This is a genomic window from Bartonella sp. AA86SXKL, assembly GCF_042196885.1.
The window spans coordinates 1-1,257 of record NZ_JBHIRE010000102.1; the positions used below are offsets into that span (position 1 = coordinate 1).

The following is a 1,257-nucleotide window of genomic DNA, read 5'->3' on the forward strand; positions in this document are numbered from 1 at the left end:
CAAGGGCTTGGAGAGGTCAAGAGTTCATTAGACACGGTGACAGCAACGACAAATTCTGCGAATACAGCCGCCTCTGAGGCAAAAGTGTTAGCGGAAGAAGCGAAGAGTGCATTGACAGAAGTTCAAGAGAAGGCACAGAGGAACAGTGACAGTCTTTCTGAACTTCAAAGTAAGGTAGGTTCTCTTTCCACTAATTTTTTAGAGAATGTGCGTTTTCATCAACCTGACAGAATTCTGGAAGCCGATCCGAAAAATAGAAAAGGTCTTGTGATCAATGACGGGGCATGTTTTCGCTTTTATCATGGTGAAGAGAATGGGGGTAGGTACCTCTTTTACCGCATTCCAGGGCGTGGAAGGATGACTTTTGACGAAGATCTTGAAGCAGGAAAGGATTATTATATATATCTCATCTTAAAAGATCAGACGAATGAGCTATCCTTTGAAATTTCGCAAAATCCGACGGCTCCTGATGGCTATACAAAGGATAATTCTGAAAAGATCGGTGGATTTCATACGCTATGTGCGGATGTTGGTGAGATTGAAGGTCATCTCTTATCGGGTTATCAAGCGGGGGATGTTTTGCCCAATTCTGTTTGATGTTTAAATCACCGCCCACGTAGTAGTCCAGAAGGGATGGTTTACAATCCGTGGCATAATATTTGGGTTGATATTTATCTTCAATCAGGGACAGGTGTAAATGCAAAGTCTGCCTATGGTGTTCCGATTACGACCAGTCGTAGCTATGCGGATCATGCATTTGATTTTTGGTCTGTTAGTAAGAGATTTTTGACGAGTGATGAGTTTTCGCCAAGCATGTATGGAAGTAATCAAGCAACCAGTATTGTAGGCAATCAAGCGCCTTCTCTTAAGACGTCTGGAGGACACGTTGATACAAACAATAGACGGATGATTTCGCATATCGGTTGTGAGGATGGTTGCGGTTATGTTTGGCAATATTTGTCTGGTTGTTATCCAGTGACTAAATGGCATACAGGGGAGCAAGGAAGCAGTTTACGTGTAGACATAAATGTTATGTTGGGAGGAGGCGATTGGACTGGTGGCTCTAACAATGATCATCTTGTACGGAATTTTGCGCATTCTCGTTATGTAGAAGATGAAAAAATAGGCGCCCGTGGATGTAGCGAGCCACTTTATTATAATTAACGCGAGATTGATTAGAACATCATTTTATCCAGCCCCACTTTTGTGGGGCTTTTTTTATGGAGCGTCAGATGAGAAAGATATCGAAAGAAGGAT

General features: G+C 42.5%; 2 protein-coding genes. Both read left to right on the top strand.

Translation table 11 applies throughout. The features are described 5' to 3' along the window. The coding region (locus ACFIO5_RS10160; protein WP_522729880.1) for a phage major tropism determinant at window positions 1–597 on the top strand (597 nt) is incomplete at its 5' end. A gap of 36 nt (window positions 598–633) precedes the next feature. Then, entirely contained in the window at window positions 634–1,164 is a 531-nt protein-coding gene (locus tag ACFIO5_RS10165; protein WP_375705333.1) for a hypothetical protein, read from the top strand. Window positions 1,165–1,257: the final 93 nt, after the last annotated feature.